At 55.3% G+C, this 21,211-nt stretch carries 13 protein-coding genes and 2 pseudogenes; 8 read left to right on the top strand and 7 right to left on the bottom strand.

Annotation, left to right across the window (positions count from 1 at the left end; genetic code table 11):
* Positions 1-31: 31 nt before the first annotated feature.
* Entirely contained in the window at positions 32-5,290 is a 5,259-nt protein-coding gene (locus EPYR_RS16360; protein WP_014539578.1) for a two-partner secretion domain-containing protein, read from the top strand.
* A gap of 393 nt (positions 5,291-5,683) precedes the next feature.
* Positions 5,684-6,133 carry a DUF3828 domain-containing protein gene (locus EPYR_RS16355; protein ID WP_015899061.1) on the top strand — a complete coding sequence of 150 codons (450 nt, stop codon included), beginning with the start codon at positions 5,684-5,686 and terminating at the stop codon, positions 6,131-6,133.
* A 798-nt stretch (positions 6,134-6,931) separates the two neighbouring features.
* On the opposite strand, the gene EPYR_RS16350 is transcribed toward EPYR_RS16355, so the two are convergent.
* The 3 genes from EPYR_RS16350 to soxS form a co-directional block, all read right to left on the bottom strand.
* Positions 6,932-7,324 carry a transposase gene (locus EPYR_RS16350; RefSeq protein ID WP_014542534.1) on the bottom strand — a complete coding sequence of 131 codons (393 nt, stop codon included), beginning with the start codon at positions 7,322-7,324 and terminating at the stop codon, positions 6,932-6,934.
* 628 nt (positions 7,325-7,952) lie between these two features.
* Positions 7,953-8,171, bottom strand: a complete 219-nt coding sequence (locus tag EPYR_RS21585; protein WP_148217844.1) for a YjcB family protein — start codon at positions 8,169-8,171, stop codon at positions 7,953-7,955.
* Between the two features lie 57 nt (positions 8,172-8,228).
* Positions 8,229-8,624, bottom strand: a complete 396-nt coding sequence (soxS, locus tag EPYR_RS16345; protein WP_014539574.1) for a superoxide response transcriptional regulator SoxS — start codon at positions 8,622-8,624, stop codon at positions 8,229-8,231.
* A 102-nt stretch (positions 8,625-8,726) separates the two neighbouring features.
* Here soxS and soxR point away from each other — a divergent pair, with 102 nt between their 5' ends.
* The 4 genes from soxR to EPYR_RS16320 all read left to right on the top strand — a co-directional run bounded on the left by soxR (position 8,727) and on the right by EPYR_RS16320 (position 13,541).
* Positions 8,727-9,194 carry a redox-sensitive transcriptional activator SoxR gene (soxR, locus tag EPYR_RS16340; protein ID WP_014539573.1) on the top strand — a complete coding sequence of 156 codons (468 nt, stop codon included), beginning with the start codon at positions 8,727-8,729 and terminating at the stop codon, positions 9,192-9,194.
* A 43-nt stretch (positions 9,195-9,237) separates the two neighbouring features.
* A complete protein-coding gene (locus EPYR_RS16335; RefSeq protein ID WP_015899060.1) occupies positions 9,238-9,900 on the top strand; it encodes a glutathione S-transferase in 663 nt (220 codons plus the stop codon).
* A gap of 467 nt (positions 9,901-10,367) precedes the next feature.
* Positions 10,368-11,717, top strand: coding sequence for an NCS2 family permease (locus EPYR_RS16330; protein WP_014539569.1), 1,350 nt, complete (start codon positions 10,368-10,370; stop codon positions 11,715-11,717).
* A 174-nt stretch (positions 11,718-11,891) separates the two neighbouring features.
* The gene (locus EPYR_RS16320) at positions 11,892-13,541 is read left to right on the top strand and encodes a Na+/H+ antiporter (RefSeq protein ID WP_014539568.1); all 1,650 of its coding nucleotides are present in this window, start codon (positions 11,892-11,894) and stop codon (positions 13,539-13,541) included.
* A gap of 49 nt (positions 13,542-13,590) precedes the next feature.
* Here EPYR_RS16320 and EPYR_RS16315 read toward each other — a convergent pair whose 3' ends face one another.
* The gene (locus EPYR_RS16315) at positions 13,591-14,493 is read right to left on the bottom strand and encodes a LysR family transcriptional regulator (protein ID WP_015899059.1); all 903 of its coding nucleotides are present in this window, start codon (positions 14,491-14,493) and stop codon (positions 13,591-13,593) included.
* Positions 14,494-14,601: 108 nt separating this feature from the next.
* On the opposite strand from EPYR_RS16315, the pseudogene EPYR_RS19685 reads away from it, so the two are divergent.
* Positions 14,602-15,059, top strand: a pseudogene (locus tag EPYR_RS19685) (LrgB family protein); the annotation flags it as partial.
* Positions 15,060-15,061: 2 nt separating this feature from the next.
* On the opposite strand, the pseudogene EPYR_RS16300 reads toward EPYR_RS19685, so the two are convergent.
* The 3 genes and pseudogenes from EPYR_RS16300 to acs form a co-directional block, all read right to left on the bottom strand.
* Positions 15,062-16,709 (bottom strand): annotated as a pseudogene (locus EPYR_RS16300) (cation acetate symporter).
* Complete coding sequence (locus EPYR_RS16295; protein ID WP_014542525.1) at positions 16,706-17,017, bottom strand: DUF485 domain-containing protein; 312 nt, start codon at positions 17,015-17,017, stop codon at positions 16,706-16,708. Before EPYR_RS16295 ends, EPYR_RS16300 begins: the two are co-directional and overlap by 4 nt.
* Positions 17,018-17,179: 162 nt before the next feature.
* Positions 17,180-19,135 carry an acetate--CoA ligase gene (gene acs, locus EPYR_RS16290; protein WP_014539560.1) on the bottom strand — a complete coding sequence of 652 codons (1,956 nt, stop codon included), beginning with the start codon at positions 19,133-19,135 and terminating at the stop codon, positions 17,180-17,182.
* 506 nt (positions 19,136-19,641) lie between these two features.
* Between acs and gltP the strand changes: the two genes are divergently transcribed.
* Positions 19,642-20,943, top strand: coding sequence for a glutamate/aspartate:proton symporter GltP (gene gltP / locus EPYR_RS16285; protein WP_014539558.1), 1,302 nt, complete (start codon positions 19,642-19,644; stop codon positions 20,941-20,943).
* The last annotated feature ends 268 nt before the right edge of the window (positions 20,944-21,211 follow it).

Genomic DNA, 21,211 nt, shown 5'->3' with positions numbered 1-21,211 from the left:
GTACGGACTGTGAGTTTCAAGGAAGAACACCATGAATAAACCCGGTTATCGCCTTATCCTCAGGCGCACTCGTGGAGAGCGGCGGGCGCTTTTTGTACCGGCGCGCAGCGGCAGTAACCCGCCAGGCCAGCGCGGTGATATTGGCGCACCGCGCCCGTGGGTGACGGTACGCCGTTGGGTGTGGCTACTGGCAGTGGCGCTTTTTGACGAGCCAGCAGTGGCCGACGGCATTGTGGCGGACGGAGCCGCCGGGCCCGGCCAGCGCCCGGAGGTGATTGCCACCCACAACGGGTTGCTGCAGGTCAATATCACCGCCCCCAATCAGGCCGGCATCTCACATAACCAGTATCAGCAGTTTGATGTTGATCTGGAAGGCACCATTCTTAATAACTCCGCGACGATGGCCTCAACCCAGATGGCCGGGGTGATACAGGGCAATCCCAACCTGAATTCCCACTCCGCACCGGCACGGGTCATTCTCAACGAGGTCAACAGCAACAACCCCAGCCAGCTGCGTGGTTTTATGGAGGTTGCCGGGGGGCGTGCGCAGGTTATCGTCGCCAATCCGGCAGGGATTATGTGCAACGGCTGCGGCACCATTAATGCCGGGCGCATGACGCTCACTACCGGTAAACCGCAGTTAAATGCCGATGGCAGCCTGGCGGGCTACCGGATCGAGCGTGGCGTGGTGCGTATCGAGGGCGGTGGGCTTAACGGCGACCCGCGCCATGACACGGAATATGTCGACGTGCTGGCGCGTGCGGTGAAAGTCAATGCCGGGGTCTGGGCCAAAAAAGAGCTTAACGTGGCGGCGGGCCGTAACGACGTCAGCGCAGACGGCAAGCAGGTCACCGCGCATGCCGCGAACGGCAAGGCTCCAGAGCTGGCAATAGATATGGGCCAGTTGGGCGGCATGTACAGCGGCCATATCCGTATGATCGGCACTGAAGCTGGCGTGGGGGTACGTAATCGGGGTGGACATTTACAGGCGGACAAAACGCTAAGCGTCAGCAGCGAAGGAAAACTTGTCTGGCAAGCGGCCGATCGGGAGGCGGTAACCCGGGCGGGCGGCAATATCGGCTTCGCTGCCCGGGACGATATCGAACATCACGGCAAGCTGCACAGCGGCGGGACGCTTTCTGTTGCCAGCCGTAGCGGCGATCTCAAACAGTCCGGTACGCTGGCGGCGGCCGGTGACGTGCTTTTGCATGCCGGACAGGGTATTCACAGCAGCGGGCATCTGTTGGCAGGCAGTAATGCCACCAGCCAGCTGATGCGCACCGCAGATTTAACCTTGACCAGTGAGGGGGACATCCGCGCCAGCGGCAGCCTGTTGAGCCACAAGGATATCAACCTGAACGGCCGGCGGGTTGATATCAGCCAGAGTCAGCTTGCGGCCAGTCGTGCCACGCTTAGCGCACAGTCTGGCGGCGTGGCGCTGCGCCAGACAAAGGTTGACAGCGGGATGCTTGCCATCAATACGGCAGGCAATGTCGATGCTCAACAGGCACACATCACCGCCGGCCAGTGGGATGTTACCGGCAATAGTCTGTTTAGCCAGAAGGCCGTCTGGTCTCAGACAGGAGGCGCAGAGAGCCGCTTCGTCCTGAATCACACACTGGATAATAGCGACGGTAGCATCACAGCGCGCCAGCTGGCGCTCCGTGCAGCGGCTGTCATCAATCAGCACGGGCAGCTGGTGGCGCTGGCCGGCACAGCGCAGCACTGGTGGGTCGGCGGCTTGCTAAACAACAACAACGGCGAGCTGGGCAGTAACGGCGATCTGTCGCTTGACGTCGGCAGTCTCAATAACCAATCCGGTAACGTAAAAAGCCAGTCGGCGCTGCATCTGACTGCCGGAGGCGCTATCGCCAACGCCCGGGGGAGCCTGCTGGCGGGGAAACAGCTGAGGATACATGCCGTCGGTGCACTTGATAACTCTTCCGGCACCATCAACGGCGGAAACCTGCAGACGACCACCCGGCATATCAATAATGAGCAGGGGCAGCTGATTGGCCATGGTGAACTAAGCCTTACGGCCCGCGAGGGTCTGGATAACCAGCATGGCCTGGTTGATGCTGGCGGGAAACTGACTGTTTATACCGACGGTGACTGGGACAACCGTGGCGGCACGGCAGAAAGTGATACGCAGCTGTTCACCACGGCGCATAACGTCGACAACGGCGACGGTAAGCTGCTGTCCGGACAGCAGCTCACGCTGAACGCATCCGGGAAGCTGGAAAACCGCTCCGGTGAAATTAGCGGTGAGCAGCTTGCGATCGCAACGCAACGCCTTGGCAATGTCCAGGGCAAGGTCATTGGCCTGCACAGCTTGAGCCTGAACGCCGTTCAGGCGCTGAATAATGCGCAAGGGCTGCTGTCCGCCGGGGAGGTCATGAATGCCGGTACCACAGGCCAGATGGATAACCGTGGCGGCACTGTGCAGGGTGGCTGTGAAATGACGCTTGCCGCGCAGGACGTTGACAACGAAGAGGGCAAGCTGTTGTCTGGCCAGCAATTAACGCTTGCAGTTGCGGGGACGCTGCGCAATCGCAACGGCGCAATCAGCGGTGAAAAGCTGAACCTGAGCGCCGGGCGTCTGGATAACCCGTTGGGCAGAGTTATTGCCCTGGAGGGGCTGAATTTGCTGGTGCAGCAGGCGCTGGATAACCGCAGAGGCCTGCTTGAGGCTGGTGGCGCGCTGGTGGTACATACGGACGGCGACTGGGATAACCGTGGCGGAGCCGCGCAGGGCGGCAGCCAGGTAAACGTGAGCGTCCGCCATCTCAACAACGCCGCTGGCAGGTTGCAGTCAGGCGGCGAACTGGTACTGAATAGCACCGGCGATATCAGCAATCAGCGCGGAATATTGACGGCGCAGCAAGGGCTGAACTGGCAGGGTGGTTCGGGCAGCGGGTTTGATAACGATGCGGGTTTGCTGCAAAGCGCCGGCAATCTCTCCCTGCTGGGCGGACGGTTCAGCAACCGGCAGCAGGGATGGGTGCTAAGCCAGCAGGCGCTTTCGCTTAACCTGGCGGGCGTATGGGATAACCAGGGCGGCACGCTCACCGGCAATGGGCGTACCCTCGTGCGCGCAGCCGGGCTGAATAATGGGCAGGGTGCGGTGAACATCCTCGACAGCCTGGATATGCAATTTACCGATACGCTGGACAACGGCAGCGGCCGCATCTACAGCAAACGGTCACAGACGCTGCGTGCGCGGCACATGGTTAATACGCGGGGATCGATGGGCAGCCAGGGGAGCTGGCGCGCCGTCAGTGACGACATCAATAACCACGAGGGCGTCATACAGAGCCAGCAGGATGCAACACTCGCGGCAACCGTACTGGATAACGGCAAAGGGGTAATGCAGTCTGCTGGCGCTCTTGACTTGCATATCCTGTGCGATATCGACAATCGCGCCGGGAAAATGCGCGCTCAGGGGCCGCTGACCCTGCAAGGCCCGGCCGACGGGACTGCCAGCAGCATTCTGCATAACGTCGGCGGCCAGCTGCTGTCCGCCGACACGCTCACCGTTGCGGCACAGGGGTTAGATAACCGGCAGGGCGGCCTGCTCGACAGCCAGAAACAGATGCGCGTGGCGTTAAAGCAGTCTCTGGATAATCGCCAGGGCAGGCTCCGGAGTGGGTCAGGGTTACAGCTTGACGCGCGTTCGCTGCTGAATACCGGTGGAAGCCTGGACAGTCAACGGCAGCTTGGGCTGCGCATCATGGCGTTACTGGATAATGCTGGTGGCTCGATACGCAGCAACGGCGGCCAGCAGGTTACCGCGCGTCAGGTGAGTAACCGCCAGGGGGTTTTTAGCAGCGGTGATGCGCTAAACGTGACGGTGGCGCAGCTGGACAACGCTGGCGGCACGCTGATAAGCCAAGGCATTGGCGTTTATCGTACGGATACGCTCCATAATCAGCAGGGAAAGGTGCACAGCGGCGATGCGCTGACGCTCAATGCGGCCCGGGTGTATAACCGGGCCGGCCAGCTGATCTCCACCCGGGCATTGACGCTGAATACGGCACAACTCGACAACAGTGGCCAGGGAACCCTCAGCAGCCAGGCCGGGCTTGAGGTTCAGGCCGACCTGCTTAACAATCGTGACGGTGGTACGCTGCATGGCACCTTGCATATCGGTGTGACCGCGCGCGCCGTGGACAATCGTGACGGCCGCCTGCAAAGCGCCGGCCTGGTGACGCTTGCGGTGCTTTCCACCCTCGATAACCGTCAGGGGCGCATTCAGGCCAATGGCGCAGTGCGCATTCATGCTGATGCCGCGCGCACCGGTTCTATCCTGGCACTGCTGAATCAGGGCGGCAGAGTGCAGAGTGGCGAGACGCTAAGCCTTTATACGCGCACGCTTGATAATCAGGGCGGCACATTGCAAAGCCGGCAGGCGCTGACGCTCACCGTGCAGCAGGATTATACCCACCGGACGGGCGACACCCTGAGCAGCAACGGCGCGCTGAATCTCACGGTGACAGGCGTTCTGACCAATCTGACCGAGTGGCTGCTGCCGGGCAGCCTGACCGTTAACAGCCACCATCTTACCAACCAGGGATCGCTGGTGGGTCAAACGCTGCAGCTGACCACCGGCAGGCTGTTCAATCAGGGCCGACTGGAAGCCGGTCGTATGGTGCTGGACATCGACACGCTGGATAACCCGGCGACCGTGATGGGCGATGATATCACCGTGCGGGCGCGCATCATTGACAATCACGGGCGCGATGCGGTGATGGCAGCTACTGCGGCGCTGCACCTGGAAACCGGCGAGCGGCTGAATAACAGCGATGGCGCGCTGCTATACAGCGGCGGTCGCCTGTACCTCGGCAGCAGCGATCTGATTGAAAACCGGGCCAGCTTTATCGAAGCGGGCGGGGATGCCACGGTGGAAGCACGCCGTCCGGCCAACCTGAACGAAGGGCGGGAGATGAAACGGGATGCCGAAAAAAGCGCTTTCAACTGGCATCGCCACAACTTCTACTGGCGATCGAACGGAACGGGAGACAGTCCGGACAAACTCAGCAGGGTAACGACAACCTGGCAGCTCCCCTATCGCGGTGACGCAGTAGCGCAATACAACCGTTACGGCACGCTGCTGGCTATCGATGCCAGCGGCAAACGGGCGCAGGTTCGGGTGAAGGACAATAAGGGGCAGCTGAAGGATCGGTGGGTTAATTACCTGACCTTAACGCCCAATGCGGATGGAGGTTACGCCATAACGTTTTATGAAACGCACGCCGGACGCCATAACGTCGAACGACAATCTGATCATTGACGGGAGTGGTAAAGTTGATAACTGCGGGTGATTTGGCTGGAAACCTGAAGCGTGAACTTCAGCAGGAAGACACTGACCATCGCGCCGGTCGGCGTGGGTCGTAAGACGGTGAGCAACAGCTGAAGCCGGACGCACTGGGTGTTGCCGTTGAGGCTGGCATAAACAGTGGAAAAGAACGGGGTGCTGAAGGGGGGCTTCGGCGCTCTGTCCGGGGATCTCTGGCCACTCGCTGCCTGGTTATCTGTGCCAGCTCCACGATAAACGGTGACTAAAAACGGCAACAAAGTGAAGGAGCAGGGTGGATTAGCCGGCTAAATTCAATACAATCACAGGCGCATGGGAAGGCATGATTGATAAGGAGATTAAAGACGTGAGTTATCCAGGGTGGTTTACATGAAAAAGTGGTTGCTGATGCTGGTGACAGCGATCGTCGCCTTCGGGACGGCGGCAGCGGAGCATAATAACGATCCACAGAGCACCAGTCTGGCCTTTTACAGCTGGTATCTGACGGCGCTAAGTCAAGAGGAAAGCCCGATTGATGAACACGATCCGCTATTAAATGAATATGTTACCCAGCGACTGCTGCAAAAAATTAACCTGCTGATTAAAAGCCCGGACGGCATGGATGACGACTATTTCCTGCAGGATCAGGACTACAGCGACGGCTGGGTCAATCACGTCAGCGTCAGCAGTTTCACCTGTGAGGGTAATCGCGCGGCGGGTGATGTCACGCTCGGGCGCGATCCCGGCGACAGTCAACATCTGTTGGTGACGCTGATTCACGAGCGTGACGGTTGGAAGATCGACGAAGTCCAACCTGAATCGGCCCCCCCTGAGCAGTAATTTCCTTTGTAGGAAACGCGTGAACTGCCGACGAAGATGCGCTGGCAGTTCACGCGGCGGCGGTACTCAGCACGTTGCTTACTGGCGATCTCTTCTATTGTCTGCGGCACAGAAGTCATCGCTTAATTGAGCCGTAAGCTGACAGGAATTCAGGTGCGGTCATACGCTTTACATTCCTGCCGCCCGTGGATTTGTGGCTCAATTAGCTGATTTGTACCGACCCACAGGTGCCTGTGCTGAACAGGATAAGCACCATATTTACGCCGTACTACCTGCCTGCAGACCCTCTCTGAATCAAGTTTCGCTGTAAAAAATCATCAGATGTAACCTGTTCCAGCAGCCCGGAATCAACTATTGATAAGTTAAAGCGCTATCGAGACGGAGCAACCCGGTGATTGCGGCATTAATTGGTGAGTATTGTTAATCTTTTTCGGTGGGTGATTAAACGTGACGCCGAAACGAATGTCATTGTAACGGACAGCATCTCTGGCAAGGTTGATAGAGGCTGGGTGAATTCATCAAGAAAACAGAAAATCATCCTGACCGGACAATTGATAGCTGGATTTGATGATTGCACGAGGCGGGTTTGCATTGATCATTGCACGTTGACCCTGGTGTTAAAGATAAACGTGCAGAGAACTCATTGTTGATATTGATTTTCTACCAGTGCGGCCAGGTGATAAACAGGCCATCAGCAAATGTCCACCCGTGGGGAGGATACGGGAATGTTCAGTTAGCCATAACGATATTTTTTTGACCCGCCTCCTGCCCGTCAACTTGCCATCATCGATGACACGATCAGTTTTCACCATTATTGGGATAGTGGTAAACACTGCGGCTGATGTCCAGCAGGCGACAACTGCGGCGTGTGCCAATTTGATAGGTATGTTGCAAAAAATTAACCGCCTGACGCTTGTCTTTGGTGGTGAAAAAGTGCTTCAGCACGCTTTGCAGCATCTCTTTGTCTGAGGACAAAACCTGTAATTCACGTTCAATATTGTGAAGTCTCTCCTCCATGTCTCTTATTTTCCTTCCATTTTCTGAAGATAAATCAGCATACTTCTTTTTCCAGCTATACAAGGTTGCTGCGGAAATTCCTAATGCGTCACAGATTTCTTTTACCCTGGTGCCGTTTTCAGAAGCTTTAATGGCGCTGTTGATTTGCTCTTCGCTATATCGTGATTTTCTCATAAATGCGATTACCTTTCTTAACAATACTTGAATAAGCATGACTATATTAATAAATGGATCTGTTTTTTTCAGATATTATCTAATCCTGAAAAATAAGGTGATTAGGCTGTCATGCCTTACGTTAGGATATTATGGAGAAAATAACATTATGGGATTCATCCTATTTTCTTAAAAAAGAGTTTTGACGGCTTTAGGTATTGTTTTTTTTACTATAGGTTCCTCTCATCACACCTCTTCTCAATTCAGGTTCGGAGCATAATTAGCAAAGAGCGTGCTGGAAGGTAAAAAAGCGGTGCACACTTCAATCAGGCTTAACGGATGATGTGAAAATCACCGGTAACTGCCATCACCAGAGATAACCCCGGAAGTAAGTATTGAATCAGGGGTGGGTAAAGAATAGTCTCTGCAAACAGTGAGAACGTATCCTATTAAAATTCGCCCATTCTTAAGATTGGAATTATTATGAAATTCAGATTTATCACTCAACCACAAAACCTACAGACAGGTTAAGCAAGGTTAAATTTCAAAGAGAGATTAGAAAGGCTTGTATTTACCCTCACGAAAACAGGCCCTGTTTTTACCAGGATAAAACTGTCTATAACAAAACGTAAAAAAATACTTTACATCCTCAAGCCAAAAGGGGTAATGAGAAAGTTCTGCATCGGTAGTCTGTCAGGAACAACCCCCCTGCGCTTTGCCAGCTTTTACAGGCTTTGCATATTGAACGACATATCCAACATCCGCTCACCAACCAGCATGACATAGCGATGCCGATACCGGCAAAAGCCACTGCCATAAGGCGGTGACGGTTTTTGCGGCACTGTTCGTTAAGAGGGCGGGCGAGCAATCAGCGCTGTGGATCCCGCGCGGGCATTGAGTTACAGGTCGGGCAGGTTTTATCATTTCACTGCGATTGAACGCTGCTGGCTGGGGAGTCGCCGCAGTCAAAATGCCAGCTGCTACGCTGCAACATCTGGCGGCGCATGGTATTACGATAAGCCGTTGGCGTCTGGGAAAACTGACGACGAAATACCCGGGAGAAAGTTTGCTGCGAGTCGTAGCCGTACTGCATGGCGATGTCAAAAACCGGGCGCTGACTCTGGCGCAGCGCTTCGGCAGCCAGCGTTAAACGGCGTTCCCGGATATACCCACCCAGCGTCTGTTTTGTCACCGTACGGAACATACGCTGTAAATGCCACTTCGAGTAGCCCGATTTTGCAGCCACTTCATCAATCGACAGGGCTTTGTCCAGATTATTATCGATCCAGTTGGTCAGGGTGTTGATGATGTCGTCATGCATACACTTTTCTTCCGGGTGTCTCGCGAAAACGGATTGATACCTGTCGCGGCCTCAATGGTGAGTGAGTATAATTCCTCAAGTTAACTTGAGGTAAAGTGCTAAATGAAAAAAAGTCCCCCTAATCCTAACAAACGGGAATTGACCCCTGGTGATGTGGCGCAGCGCTGCGGCGTGGCGGTATCGACGCTGCATTTCTATGAAAGCAAAGGGTTAATTAGCAGCCATCGCAACGGGGGTAATCAGCGGCGTTACACCCGTGACGTGCTGCGTCGCGTCGCGGTTGTCAAAATAGCCCAGCGTATCGGCATACCGCTTGCCACCATCGGCGATAGCCTGATGCAGTATTCCCCCGGTAAGCGTATGACGACCAGAGAATGGGCACTGCTGTCACAGCAGTGGCGTGATGAACTGGATCGTCGCATTGAGACGCTGACCCACCTGAGAGACGATCTCGACGGCTGCATCGGCTGCGGCTGCCTGTCGATGGAGGATTGCCCGCTACGTAATCCTGATGACCGCCTGAGCGAACAGGGCACCGGGGCAATACTGCTGGATGTAAAAAACGTCTGAACTCCTATACTGATGATTTGATTGCCGACATTAAGGAGTGATGATGATCACTGTGCACCATCTTAACAATTCACGTTCGCAGCGCGTGCTGTGGCTGCTGGAAGAGCTTGAAGTGCCGTATCAGATCAAGCGCTATCAGCGTGGAGCCAGCATGCTGGCTCCTGACGAGCTAAAAAAAGTGCACCCGCTGGGCAAATCCCCGGTGATTACCGATGGAAATCGTGTTGTGGCGGAATCCGGCGCGATCCTGGAGTACCTGGAGGCGCATTATGACGCCGAAGAGCGGCTGAAACTTTTTGACGATGAAGAGGTAATACAATCTCGTTATTGGTTGCACTATGCCGAAGGTTCATTAATGCCGTTGCTGGTGATGAAACTGATCTTTAGCCGTATGGGTAAAGCGCCGGTACCCTGGCTGTTGCGACCGATTGGCAGTGCGTTTGGTAAAGGCGTGCAGAAGGGCTATATCGACCCACAACTGGCCACTCATCGCCAGTTTATCGAGCAGCACCTGACCAGCAATGAGTGGTTTGCCGGTAGTCGATTCAGCATTGCCGATGTACAGATGAGCTTTCCGATACAGGCGATCACCGCGCGTGGTGGTGCCGCTGGCAGCCCGGCGATTCAGGCCTGGCTGGAAAAAGTGCAGTGCCGCGCGGCCTGGCAGCGCGCGCTGGATAAAGGGGGCAAAATTAACCTTGTGTGAAAAGTTTCCCTTCCCGTGAAAGAAAACGCCTTACCCCCTTCGGCACCGGATGGCGGTTATAAGAAAATCTTTGCAGTGTACCGGGGCTAATCCCGGTACTATGTCAATGTTTATGGCGGGTGTAGGTGCCCAGCCGAACGGTGGCATTTAAGCGCGAACAGGTGTTGAAAGTGCGACATAAAACACTGGATAATCCTTTGCCTGCAAATAATCGTCATCTTGCAAATCTGAGTTCTGCTGACTGTTATGAGTCACGGTCCCGGCTTAGCCTTTGCCAGCGGCACAAATGATGCAGAATATTTATTACGCGCGTTATGCGTGGAATAAAACGTTTGCCTTTATTCGGTTTATGCCCCGCTCCGATGCACTGTATACCGCGAATATTGCACCAGGGATGCAAACGTCTATCGCTGCGCGCTGCAGCGATGCCACGCAGCGACAACTCATAAAAAACTCAGAGGAATACTATGTCTACTCCTTCTCAACCGGCGAACGGCACGTTAGATGCCTGGTTTAACATTTCCGCACGCGGCAGTAGCGTGCGCCAGGAAGTGATCGCCGGACTGACTACCTTCCTGGCGATGGTCTATTCCGTGATTGTTGTCCCGTCGATGCTCGGTAAAGCGGGTTTTCCGCCGGCTGCCGTCTTCGTTGCTACCTGCCTGGTTGCCGGATTTGGTTCTCTGCTAATGGGGCTGTGGGCCAATCTGCCGATGGCGATTGGTTGTGCCCTGTCACTGACGGCGTTTACCGCGTTTAGCCTGGTACTGGGCCAGCACATTAGCCTGCCGGTAGCGCTGGGGGCGGTGTTCCTGATGGGGGTACTGTTTACCCTGATTTCCGCGACCGGCGTCCGCGCCTGGATTTTGCGTAATCTGCCAATGGGCGTGGCACACGGCACTGGCGTGGGTATCGGGCTGTTTTTGCTGCTTATCGCGGCGGACGGCGTCGGGCTGGTGATAAAAAATCCGGGGCCGGGTCTGCCGGTCGCATTAGGGCATTTCCCTTCTTTCCCGATTATGATGACTCTGATGGGCCTGGCGGTGATTTTTGGCCTGGAAAAGCTGCGCGTTCCCGGCGGTATTCTGCTGACCATTATTGCTATATCGGTCATTGGTCTGATATTCGATCCTGCCGTGCGCTATCAGGGGCTGTTTTCCATGCCAAGCCTGAGCGACGAGCAGGGTAAATCACTGGTATTCAGTCTGGATATTATTGGGGCGCTGAAACCGGCAGTGCTGCCAAGCGTGCTGGCGCTGGTGATGACAGCCGTATTTGATGCCACCGGGACCATTCGTGCCGTGGCGGGTCAGGCTAATCTGTTGGATAAAAACAATCAGATTATCAGCGGCGGTAGGGCGCTGACCAGCGACTCACTGAGCAGCATCTTCTCCGGCCTGGTCGGGGCGGCTCCTGCAGCGGTGTATATCGAGTCGGCAGCCGGTACGGCAGCGGGCGGCAAAACCGGGCTGACGGCGGTGGTGGTTGGCGTGATGTTCCTGCTCATCCTGTTCCTGTCACCGCTGGCCTACCTGGTGCCGGGTTATGCCACCGCACCAGCACTGATGTATGTCGGGCTACTGATGCTGAGCAACGTGTCAAAAATCGACTTTAACGATTTTGTCGATGCGATGTCTGGCCTGCTGGCAGCGGTATTTATCGTGCTGACCTGCAATATCGTCACCGGTATCATGCTCGGTTTCGGTTCGTTGATTGTTGGCCGCCTTTTTGCCGGCGAGTGGCGTAAGCTGAACGTTGGCACGGTGGTCATTGGTGTCATCCTGGTCGCATTCTATGCCGGTGGTTGGGCAATTTAATGCAGTCTGGAGCCGTAATTTGCGGCTTCGGCTTCAGATGCCGCCGAATTTTCCCGCTTAACGCACTTCCTGTTTTTCAACGCCTGATGAATTTGCTTTACTATCCGGTGGACATGTACATCGCCATGCCCGTATTGTCTGAATCCCACTGGAAGACGTATAAGAAAGGAAAACATGGAAATCTTCTTTACCATCCTCATTCTGACGCTGGTTGTCTCTTTGTCAGGCGTTGCTGCACGTATCATTCCATTCCAAATTCCCCTGCCGCTGGTGCAAATCGCCATGGGGGCGCTGCTTGCCTGGCCAACGTTTGGCCTGCATGTCGACTTTGATCCGGAGTTGTTTTTAGTCCTGTTTATTCCGCCATTGCTGTTTGCCGATGGCTGGAAAACCCCCACCAGCGAGTTTTTACACCACGGGCGTGAGATCCTCGGCCTGGCGCTGGTGCTGGTGCTGATTACCGTGGTCGGCATTGGCTATCTGATTTACTGGCTGGTGCCGGGGATCCCGCTGCTGTCTGCCTTTGCCCTGGCTGCCGTGCTGTCCCCTACCGATGCGGTGGCGCTCTCCGGCATCGTTGGCGAGGGGCGCATTCCGAAAAAAATCATGGCTATTCTGCAGGGCGAAGCGCTGATGAACGACGCTTCCGGTCTGGTATCCATGAAGTTTGCCGTGGCCGTGACGATGGGAACGATGGTGTTTACCGTCTCCGGCGCGACGCTGGAGTTTCTTAAAGTGGCGATGGGCGGCCTGCTGGCGGGCATCGCCATCTGCTGGCTGTACGGTAAATCACTACGCCTGTTCAGCCGCTGGAGCGGTGACGATCCGGCAACGCAGACGGTGCTACTGCTGCTGCTGCCGTTTGCTTCCTATCTGATTGCTGAACATATTGGGGTGTCCGGCATTCTGGCGGCGGTGGCGGCCGGTATGACCATCTCGCGTTCCGGCATCATTCGTCAGGCTCCGCTGGCGATGCGACTGCGTGCTAACAGCGTCTGGCAGATGCTGGAATTCGTCTTTAACGGCATGGTATTCCTGATGCTGGGCTTGCAGCTGCCGGATATTCTCGAGGTTTCATTAAATCAGGCGAATGCCGACCCTGATGTCGAGCTGTGGGCGCTATTTGCCTCAGTGGTTCTGATCTATGCAGCATTGATGATTGTGCGCTTCGGATGGCTGTGGACGATGCGCTTGATCAGCCGCAACATGTTGAAAAAACGCCCGATGGAGTTTTCTAACTACTCAACGCGCGAGCTGCTGATTGCCTCTTTCGCCGGCGTGCGTGGGGCAATCACGCTGGCCGGTGTGCTGTCTATTCCGCTGCTACTGGCCAACGGCAGCGACTTCCCGGCGCGTTATGAGTTGGTATTTCTGGCCACCGGAGTGATCCTGTTCTCGCTGCTAATCGGTGTAATGGTGCTGCCGGTGCTGCTGCGCGGCGTTGAAGGGATTGATAAATCCCTGCATCGGCGCGAAATACAAACGGCGCGCGCATTGATGGCGGCTACCGCTATTGAAAGCCTGCATCACATGGAAGAGCGGCTGGCCTCCGATCCCGATGAGAACATCGATAGCGAGCTGCTAAAAGAGGTTAGCCTGCGCGTGTCGGGTAACCTGCGCTGCCGGGTTGATGGCAAAGATGATATGGAACGTGCGCTATATGCGGAAAACCTGGAGCGTCGTTTCCGTCTTAACGCGCTGCGAGCCGAACGTGGTGAGCTGTATCATCTGCGCGCCACGCAGAAAATCAGCAACGAAACCATGCGCAAGTTACAGCACGATCTCGACCTGATGGAAACGCTGCTAACGGATAAAGAGGAATAACGCTCTGTTGCGACGGCGCAGCGGGCGATGCGGATCGCCCGTTGCCACCTTATAACGATAAGCGAGGCGTTTCACCCGGCCAAAATTCGCGGCAACAGCCTATCCAGGCCTGGGCGCTGCGCGACAAATAACTGCCCTTGCGCCAGATCAACCCCAGATCCCACACCAGATCCGATTCCAGCGGCAGCCACAGCAGCTGGCTTTTGTCCAGACGCTGGCAGATCGGCTCCGGCAGTATGGCTATTCCCATCCCTGCCTGCACCATTGCCGCCAGAAAGTCCCACTGCCCGCTGCGCACCGCAATGTGTGGCGTGAATCCGCTGGACTGAAAAGCCCGCATCAGCTGGCGATTGAGTGAAAATTCTTCGTTGTAGATCAATATAGGGTGCCCGGCCAGCTCGCCGATGGGCATATGGCTACGGCGTAACCACTCTTCGCTTCGGGGCACCAACACGCACAGCGGGTGGCTCATCAGCGCCAGCGAGTTGAGCGGCAGATCGTCCGCCACCGGCAGGGCGCTCATGGCAATATCCAGACTGCCTGACAGCACCGCCTGTTGTACCGTCAGGCCACCGAATTCGGCGATCTTTAACCCTACGCCAGGGTAGCGCTGGCGAAAAGCGGATATCGAACCGGCAATCTGCATGCCAACCATCGGCGGAATGCCCAGACGCAATTCGCCGGTTTTCAACTGGTTAATATCGCCGATTTCCGCCTCCAGCTGCTTAAACTCTTGCAGGATGGTCAGCCCGCGCTGATAGACCGCCTGGCCCGTGTCGGACAGATGCAGTTTGCGGCCCTCACGGATCAGTAAAGTACAGCCCAGTTCATCTTCCAGCTGCCGTAACATCTTGCTGATGGTGGGCTGGGTGACGTACAGCTTCTCGGCGGCACGGGTGAAGCTCTGCTGGCGAACCACTTCGACAAAATAGCGCAGTGCGCGAACGTCCATCATTATTCCTGTCTGGCATAGTTTGAATCATATTAAGTCATTTTTTTCACCCTTCGTTAGCGCTTTATACTCTCTGGCAACGTATTTCCCCCGGTGAGCCAACACAATATGGCATTGGCAACGCGTCAGCAGACGACAGGCTGGCTGCAACGGGTACAGGTTCCGCTGCAGGTGGCGCTTTATATCGCTATTTTTATCGTTTCCGAACGGCTGGTTGGCTGGCTGCATGTGCCGCTGCCAGCCAATATCGTTGGTATGCTGCTGGCGATGATCGTGCTGGTGGCGCTACTGGTATTCGCGCATATCTCCCGGCAAGACTATATCGGCGAAAGTCGCTGGCTGCTGTGGCTGCCTGGCCCGGCGACGCTGGCATTCGCCGTCACTGGTTGTCTCTCTGCGCCGGGGTTTTCACCGCAACCGTGGTGGCCGTCTGTCGTTCCGTGTGGCTACCGCGCCTGCTCACGCTGGCGGAAGCTATCCAGCGCAGTCTTGCGGTGCGTTCCATCACCACGCCCTTTGCGCTGGCGGCTGCGAAGCAGGTCGGAAGTCAGCCCGACCCGGTTGCTTATTAATGCCCTTTCCCGCCTTCAATCCCCACACCGGTTTGTGAACGTACAAACTGCGCGCGGAAGCGCAGCCGTTCCCCGGCACCTTGCGCGGAATTATCCGTTATGGAGAACAGCCAGGTGCCAATAAAGGCCACCAGCATGGAGAACAATGCCGGGTACTCATACGGGAAAATTGCCCGTGCGTGGCCCAGCACCTGAACCCAAACGGTCGGGCCGAGGATCATCAGGATAACCGCCGTCAGCAGGCCCAGCCATCCGCCCGTCAGTAGTCAGCTTTGACCAGTACATCGACAGCAGAATAATCGGGAGGTTACAGCTGGCAGCGATAGAGAATGCCAGCCCGACCATAAAGGCGATGTTTTGCTTTTCAAATAAAATGCCGAGCAGGATGGCCACCACGCCAAGCGCGACAACGGTGATTTTCGATACGCGCAGCTCGTCACGTTTGCTGGCCTGGCCTTTACGCATCACGCTGGCATACAGGTCGTGCGAAACCGCTGAGGCTCCCGCCAGCGTCAACCCGGCCACTACCGCAAGGATAGTGGCAAAGGCTACGGCAGATATAAAGCCTAAGAACAGGCTGCCGCCGACCGCATCGGCCAAATGAACCGCCGCCATATTGCTACCGCCGAGCAGCGCGCCGCTGGCATCTTTGAACGCTGGGTTGGCTCCGACCAGCAAAATGGCGCCAAAACCGATGATAAAGGTCAGGAAGTAGAAGTACCCCATCAGGCCGGTGGCATAGAACACGCTTTTACGCGCTTCACGCGCATCGCTGACGGTAAAGAAGCGCATCAGGATATGCGGCAAGCCGGCAGTACCAAACATCAGGCCAAGGCCGAGTGAAAGGGCAGAGATCGGATCGTTGACCAGCCCGCCAGGGCGCATGATGGCCATCCCCTTCGGATGGACTTTCATCGCTTCGCTGAACAGCGTATCAAAGCTGAATCCAACGCTTTTCATCACCATAATTGCCATAAAGCTGGCACCAAACAGCAGCAGCACCGCTTTGATAATCTGCACCCAGGTGGTGGCCAGCATGCCGCCAAACAGCACGTACATCACCATCAGTATGCCAACCAGTACCACGGCAACATGGTAGTCCAGGCCGAACAGGAGCTGGATCAGTTTACCGGCACCCACCATCTGCGCAATCAGGTACAAAGCCACCACCACCAGTGAACCGCAGGCCGACAGCGTGCGGATTGGCTTCTGCTGCAGCCGGTAAGAGGCCACGTCGGCAAAGGTATAGCGGCCAAGGTTACGCAATCTCTCGGCAATCAGGAACAGGATAATCGGCCAGCCGACCAGGAAGCCGAGCGAGTAGATCAGCCCGTCATAACCCGAAGTGTAAACCAGCGCGGAAATACCGAGAAACGAGGCGGCAGACATGAAATCCCCGGCCATTGCCAGCCCGTTCTGAAAACCGGTGATATTGCCGCCGGCCGTGTAGTAATCGCTGCGTGAACGAGTACGTTTGGAAGCCCACCAGGTAATTCCCAGAGTCAGGGTGACAAAGATCAGGAACATCACAATCGCTTCGACATTGACTGGCCGGCGTTCAACCGCACCGCTGATGGCGTCAGCAGCCATTACTGACCCCGGTAGCAGCACCGCCAGTACAGATAACAGATAATATGTGCTCATCCTCTTACCTCATTCAGCAGTTCGCGGGTCAAACGGTCAAACTCGCCGTTGGCGCGCCAGACATAAATACCGGTCAGCAGGAATGAGACGACGATCAGCCCAACCCCGATGGGAATGCCACGCGTGACGCTGGTGCCGTGATATAACGGCGTGCCAAGCCAGCCGGGCGCGAAGGCGATCAGCAGAATAAAGCCGACGTAGAGGACTAACATAATGAGGGATAGCAGGGCGGCAAAACGTTGGCGTTTTTTCACCAGCACGTTGAAAGCGGTGCTTTTCTCAATTCTTTCATAGAGGACATCGTTCATCACAGCATCTCCAGAGGTTATATCCCTAACGATTGAATCTGCTGCCTTAACCGTGGCAACGGCAATGATGTGGGATATATATTGTTGTTATCAATTTATCGTGCTGAAAATCAGGGGGTAATAAGACAGGCAATCAACAGGGGCCGGCAGCCCCCGTTGCGGTTATGGCATGTTAATCGACAGTTTTTCTTCGAGTAATTTGTCTACCACGCCGGGATCGGCCAGCGTGGAAGTATCACCGAGATTGCTGGTATCGCCGGTGGCGATTTTGCGCAAAATGCGGCGCATAATTTTCCCCGAGCGGGTCTTCGGTAATGATTCGGTCCAGTGCAGCACGTCCGGTGTGGCAATGGGGCCAATCTCTTTACGCACCCAGGCACGCACTTCGCTGTACAGCTGCGGCGAAGGCTCTTCACCACGGTTCAGCGTAATGTAGGCGTAGATCGCCTGGCCTTTCAAAGCGTGCGGAATACCCACTACCGCTGCTTCCGCAATTTTCGGATGCGAGACCAGCGCGGACTCAATCTCCGCCGTCCCCAAACGATGACCGGAAACATTCAGTACGTCGTCGACGCGTCCGGTTATCCAGTAATAGCCGTCTTCATCACGGCGAGCGCCGTCGCCGCTGAAATAGCGGTTTTTGAAGGTGGAGAAGTAGGTTTGCTCAAAGCGCTGATGATCGCCAAATAGCGTGCGTGCCTGGCCAGGCCAGGAATCAACGATAACCAAATTGCCTTCGCTGGCACCTTCCTGCAGATGACCTTCGTTATCGACCAGCGCGGGCTGTACGCCAAAAAAGGGATGGGTAGCCGATCCGGGTTTCAGCGCGGTGGCTCCGGGGAGCGGAGCGATCATAAATCCGCCCGTTTCCGTCTGCCACCAGGTATCTGAAATGGGGCAATGGCCATTACCGATTTTTTGATGGAACCACTCCCAGGCCTCCGGGTTAATCGGCTCGCCTACCGAGCCAAGGATGCGCAGGCTGGAACGATGGGTGCCGGCAATGGCTTTATCCCCTTCGGCCATCAACGCACGCACCGCCGTGGGTGCGGTATACAGGATGGTCACCCGGTGTTTATCAACCACTTCGGCCATACGACTGGGTTTTGGCCAGTTTGGCACCCCTTCAAACATCAGAGTGGTGGCACCACAGGCCAGCGGGCCATACAGCAGGTAACTGTGTCCGGTAATCCAACCGACATCGGCGGTACACCAGTAGATATCCTCCGGGTGATAATCGAAGACGTATTTGAAGGTGGTCGCTGCATAAACCAGATAACCGCCGGTGGTATGCAGCACCCCCTTTGGTTTGCCGGTAGAACCGGAGGTATACAGGATAAATAATGGGTCTTCCGCGTTCATCTCTTCAGGCTGATGCTGCTCGCTGGCACTGTTCACCTGCTCATGCCACCAAAGATCACGGCCGTGGTGCCAGCTAATATCTTTGCCGGTGCGCCTGAGGACAATGACGTTGTCGACGCTGGTCACGCCAGGATTATTCAGTGCATCATCGACGTTTTTCTTCAGCGGAATGGTGCGTCCGGCACGCACGCCTTCGTCGGCGGTGATCACCAGGCGGGCGTGGCTGTCGATAATTCGCCCGGCAACGGCTTCCGGTGAAAAACCGCCGAAGATAACCGAATGCACGGCACCGATGCGCGCGCAGGCCAGCATGGCCACGGCGGCTTCTGGCACCATTGGCATATAGATCGCTACCACATCGCCTTTATGGATTCCCAGCGCTTTCAGGGCGTTGGAAAAGCGACATACGTCGTGATGCAGTTCGCGGTAGGTGATGGTTTTGCTTTCGCTGGCGTCATCCCCTTCCCAGATCATCGCCGGGTGGTCGCCGCGCGCCGCCAGATGCCGGTCGAGGCAGTTAGCGGCCAGGTTTAGCGTGCCGTCCTCATACCAGCGAATTGAGATGTTGCCAGGGGCAAAGGAGGTGTTCTTTACCGTAGCGTAAGGTTTTATCCAGTCAACAATCTTGCCTTGCTCCCCCCAAAATGCCTCGGGATCCTGTACCGATTGTTGATACATTGAATGATATTGCCGGGGATTAATCAGCGTATTTTGCGCAATGTTGGCCGGGATAGGGTAAATATGTGCATGGCTCATGGCTGCCCTCCTTGAAGATTGTTGATGATATGTCAATCAAAGGTTAAAGGGAGGTATAATCATGGCTTTGTTTTCTTTTTGCGCGGCAGATCACGCAGATGGAATACACAAATGCATGACAAAAAGTCAGGGAAACCATAACAACATTCCTAAAACTGCCGCTGTGTTGCCTAAAAAATAAGCATATAGTCCATTTAGTTTCTGCGGGGAAATGGATGTGTTTTGCATAGCTATGCGTTACGGAAGAAAAATATTACTTTCCAGAACAACGAGTTATTTTTATTTTTCGCCATCCGGCTTTTATCCTGCCGGAAGCAAAGTAAGTAGCCACATACCACGTAGGGTTGCATTCACACTATCGGAAATGGTACTGATTACGCGCCTCTATTCAGGCACCACCCATCAATTACCTGTGAATTGCCGGATATCGGTCAGCCTCCTTTGAGTGTCATTCACGCCGTATGCACCACGCGGAAAGCAGGTTTTGTTAAGGAAAAAGACAAGTTATGAAAGCAGTAAAATTCAGCCTTGCCTGGCAAATACTGATTGCGTTAGTACTGGGGATCATCGTTGGTGCCGTGCTGCATAACCAGCCGGAAAATCGTGAATGGCTAGTCACTAACATTCTCAGCCCGGCAGGTGATATCTTTATTCATCTGATTAAAATGATCGTCGTACCGATCGTGATTTCTACATTGATTGTCGGTATTGCCGGCGTCGGTGATGCGAAAAAACTCGGGCGGATCGGCGTCAAAACCATCCTCTACTTCGAAGTGATCACCACCATTGCCATTGTGGCAGGAATTACTCTGGCGAACGTGTTCCAACCCGGATCAGGCATCGATATGTCTACGCTGGCAACGGTGGACATCTCTAAATATGAAGCCACAACGGCGCAGGTGCAGGGACAACCCCATAGCCTGGTTGCCACCATCCTGTCGTTGATCCCGCAGAATATTTTTGCGGCGATTGCCAAGGGTGAGATGCTGCCTGTCATCTTCTTCTCGGTGCTGTTTGGCCTCGGTCTCTCTTCACTGCCTGCTGAACATCGTGAGCCGCTGGTGAAAGTGTTCCGCTCCACGTCGGAAACGATGTTCAAAGTCACCAATATGATCATGCGTTATGCGCCGGTAGGGGTATTCGCGCTGATTTCGGTCACCGTAGCTAACTTTGGCTTTGCTTCACTGCTGCCTTTAGCGAAGCTGGTGCTGCTGGTGTACTTTGCCATCCTGTTCTTCGCTCTGATCGTTCTCGGGGCCGTTGCACGCTTGTGTAAGCTGCGAATCACCACTCTGATACGCATCCTTAAGGATGAACTGATCCTCGCGTTCTCCACCGCCAGTTCTGAGACCGTGCTGCCTCGTATCATGCAGAAGATGGAGGCCTACGGCGCGCCGAAGTCGATCACCAGCTTCGTGGTACCGACCGGCTATTCGTTTAACCTCGACGGCTCCACGCTTTACCAAAGCATCGCGGCGATCTTTATTGCCCAGCTGTACGGTATTGACATGTCGATCGGCCAGGAAGTGATACTGGTACTGACGCTTATGGTGACCTCAAAAGGGATCGCCGGTGTTCCCGGTGTTTCCTTCGTGGTGTTGCTGGCCACATTGGGCAGCGTCGGTATTCCGCTGGAAGGGCTGGCATTTATTGCCGGCGTAGACCGTATCCTCGATATGGCGCGTACCGCGCTCAACGTGGTGGGTAATGCGCTGGCGGTGTTGGTCATTGCCAAGTGGGAAAACCAGTTTGATGCCTCAAAGGCAGCTGCCTTTGAGGTAAAGCTGAAGAGCCTGCCTTCAGTCTGATAAGCTAACGAGCCGGGGATCCTCCCCGGCTCGTTTCGTCTGCCCGTGCTGGCTGGCGAATGCCCCCTTCTGGTAACACCCTTCATCTAAGCTGTAATTTTTTTGCTGATCCAAACAGCACAGACTATAAATTAGTCTTAAGAATATTTTTAATGAAGATGTCCGTCTGCGCAGTTAGCTGAACGTTTGGCTCGCTCCAGAGCGCCTGTGTCCATGTGCTTCGTTTTTCCCATTAACAAAATTCCTTCAATTCGCTAAAGAAATGTTC

This window comes from Erwinia pyrifoliae DSM 12163 (genome assembly GCF_000026985.1).
Classification (GTDB): Bacteria; Pseudomonadota; Gammaproteobacteria; order Enterobacterales; family Enterobacteriaceae; genus Erwinia; species Erwinia pyrifoliae.
Note: the sequence above shows the minus strand (reverse complement) of the source record. Positions and strands in the feature narration are given on the sequence as shown.